The following is a 3,134-nucleotide window of genomic DNA, read 5'->3' on the forward strand; positions in this document are numbered from 1 at the left end:
GGACTGCGACGCGCCCAGCACGTCGCCCTCGCGGCGCTGCTCCAGGTCGATCTCGGAGAGCTTGAAACCGTCCGTCGTGGACGCCACCGCCTCGAGCCGCTCCCGGGCCGTCGAAGCCTCGGGCGCCTCGGTGACCAGCAGGCAGATGCCGGCCGCCGAGCCCCGGCCGACCCGGCCGCGCAGCTGGTGCAGCTGGGAGACGCCGAAGCGGTCGGCGTCCATGATGATCATGACGGTGGCGTTGGGCACGTCGACGCCGACCTCGATCACCGTGGTCGCGACCAGCACGTCGACCTCGCCGGCCGCGAAGGATCGCATCACCGCGTCCTTCTCGTCGGCCGGCAGCTTGCCGTGCAGCACCTCGATCCGCAGCCCGTGCAACGGGCCCTCGGCCAGGATCGGAGCCACCTCGGTGACCGCGAGCGGCGGCCGCCGCGCCGACTCGAGATCTCCCGGCGGCTCCTCGTCATCGGAGGATGCCGACGACGAGGCCGACGTCGAGTCCCCGATCCGCGGGCACACCACATAGGCCTGATGGCCGGCCTTGACCTCCTCGCGCAGCCGCCGCCACGCCCGGTCGAGGAAGGCCGGCTTCTCCAGCGCCGGCACCACGTGCGAGGCGATCGGCGACCGCCCGCGCGGCAACTGCGACAGCACCGACGTCTCGAGGTCGCCGTAGACCGTCATCGCGACGGTGCGGGGGATCGGCGTCGCGGTCATCACCAGCACGTGCGGCGGCTGGGCGGCCTTGGCGCGCAGGGCATCCCGCTGCTCCACGCCGAAGCGGTGCTGTTCGTCGACCACGACCAGCCCGAGGTCGTGGAAGTCGACGCCCTCGTAGAGCAGCGCGTGCGTGCCGACCACGATGCCCGCGGTGCCGTCGGCGACCTTGGCCAGCGCCGCCCGCCGGGCCGCCGCGCCCAGCGAGCCGGTGATCAACGTGAGCTGCGTGCCGGCCGCGTCACCGCCGAGCTCGCCGGCCCGGCCCAGCGACCCGAGCTGGGCGCTGATGCCGCGGAAGTGCTGCGTGGCCAGCACCTCGGTGGGTGCGAGCAGGGCCGCCTGTCCGCCGGCGTCGACGACCTGGAGCATGGCGCGGACCGAGACCAGGGTCTTGCCGGAGCCCACCTCGCCCTGCAGCAGGCGGTGCATCGGGTGCGGCCGCGCCAGATCCGCCGCGATCTCCTCGCCCACCTGGCGCTGGCCGTCGGTCAGCTCGTAGGGCAGCGACGCGTCGAATTTCGCGAGTAGGCCGCCGTCGCTGCGGGGGCGGGCGCGGGCCGGCGACTCGGCCGCACGAGCCTTGCGCTGCACCAGCGTGAGCTGCACGGCGAACGCCTCGTCCCACTTGAGCCGGTACTTCGCCCGGTGCAGGTCCTCTTTCGACGAAGGCCGGTGGATCTCCTGCAGCGCCTTGCCGATGCCGATCAGGTTGCGGCTCGCGCGGGTGGTGGCCGGCAGCGGATCGTCGGGCGGCTGGAAGGTCTCCAGCACCGTCCGCACGCACCGCGCGATCACCCAGGTCGGCACCGCCTGCGCCGCCGGGTAGACCGGGATCAGCGCCCCGGCGAACTCCTCGATCTCCTCGGCCGCCTCCTCCTGCGTCGCATCGGCTCGCAGCAGTTGATAGGCCGGGCCGTTGAGCTGCCGCTTGCCCCGGAAGTCGGTCACCTTGCCGGCGAACAGGCCCCACCGCCCGGTGCTCAGCTCGCGTTCCCGCCATGCCTGGTTGAAGAACGTGCAGGTGAGCGTCGCACCGGACCCGTCGCCGATGGTCACCTCGAGCATCGAGCCCTTGCGGTGGCGCATCGGCCGCACCGTCCGGGACTTGACCTGGGCGAGCAGCGTCACCTGGTCGCCGATCGCGAGCTCGCGCATGTCGGTGTGCTCGCCGCGCTCGTCGTAGCGGCGCGGGAAGTGGTAGATGAGGTCCCCGGCGGTGTGCAGGTCGAGATGCGTCGCCAGATCCTTGGCCAGCTTGCCTTTGAACACGTCGGTCAGCGGCGTCGAGGTCGTGATCATTCGACTCCCACCAGCAGGTGGTAACGCGGCTGCCCGCCGGCGTAGCACTGCAGCTCGGCGAACGGCCAGGCCTGGGTCACATGCTCGCGCAACGAGCTCTCCAGCTGTGCCGGGGCGTCCGCGCCCAGCACGAGCGTGACCAGCTCGCCACCGCCGCCGAGCATCCGGTCGACCAGGCGGCGGGCCACTTCGGTCAGCTCGGCGCCGATGATGTGCACCTCGCCGTCGAGCAGCCCGAGCAGGTCGCCCGGCGCGCACCGCCCGGCCACGGTCAGCGCCTCGCGCTGGGCCGTGCAGACCTCGCCGTAGCGGCACGCGCCCGCCGCCTCGGCCATCGCGATCACGTCGTCGGCGAACGTACGCCCCTCGTCGCGGACCGCCAGCGCGGCCAGCGCCTGCACTGGTGAGCTCGTCGGCACCACGCTGACCCGGATGCCGGCCTGGCTCGCCTCGCTCGCGGCGTTGCGGGCGACCGCATGGGTGTTCGCGTCGTTGGGCAGCAGCACCACGTTGCCGGCGCCGGTCGCGGTGATCGCGTCGAGCATCTCGGCGATCGACGGGTTGCGGTCGACCACGGTGGCGCCCTCGGCGCTGAAGAGCGCGGTGAGACCGTCGCCGGCCGCCACCACGACGGCGCCACGCGCCTCTGGGTTCAGCGCGGGTGGGTCGCCCGCCCGCCGCCCGAACGAGTGGAGGTGGTCCTCGAGCCGCGTCACCGCTATCCGGTGTGGACGCCCGGCCTCGACGCCCGCCTCGATCGCCGCGCCGATGTCGTCGACGTGGACGTGCACGTTCCACGTCGGCGGGTCGCCGTCGCCCGTGCCGACCACGACCAGCGAGTCGCCCAGCTCGTCGAGCCGCCCCCGGAGCGCCTCGACCGCCTCGGCCGGGGCGTCCAGCAGATACTGCACCTCGTACCCGAACTGGGTCTTCTCCACCGCCCGCTCCACCGGCATGACCGCGACCGGCTCGGCGACCTCGAAGTCGTCGCTGAGCGCCGCGACCAGGGCGTCCAGCAGCAGGCAGAGGCCGCGCCCGCCGGCGTCGACCACCCCGGCGCGGGCCAGCACCGGCAACTGCGACGGGGTACGCGCCAGCGCCTCGGCCGCCGC

General features: G+C 73.4%; 2 protein-coding genes. Both read right to left on the reverse strand.

Annotated elements, in window-relative coordinates; all coding sequences use genetic code 11:
- A partial coding sequence (gene recG, locus AB0M20_RS34645; RefSeq protein ID WP_364304596.1) for an ATP-dependent DNA helicase RecG occupies window positions 1–2,022 on the reverse strand: 2,022 nt, incomplete at its 3' end.
- A partial coding sequence (locus AB0M20_RS34650; RefSeq protein WP_364304598.1) for a Dak phosphatase occupies window positions 2,019–3,134 on the reverse strand: 1,116 nt, incomplete at its 5' end. The genes recG and AB0M20_RS34650, both read right to left, overlap by 4 nt.

The organism is Actinoplanes sp. NPDC051633 (genome assembly GCF_040681735.1).
In the GTDB taxonomy this organism is placed as follows: domain Bacteria; phylum Actinomycetota; class Actinomycetes; order Mycobacteriales; family Micromonosporaceae; genus Actinoplanes.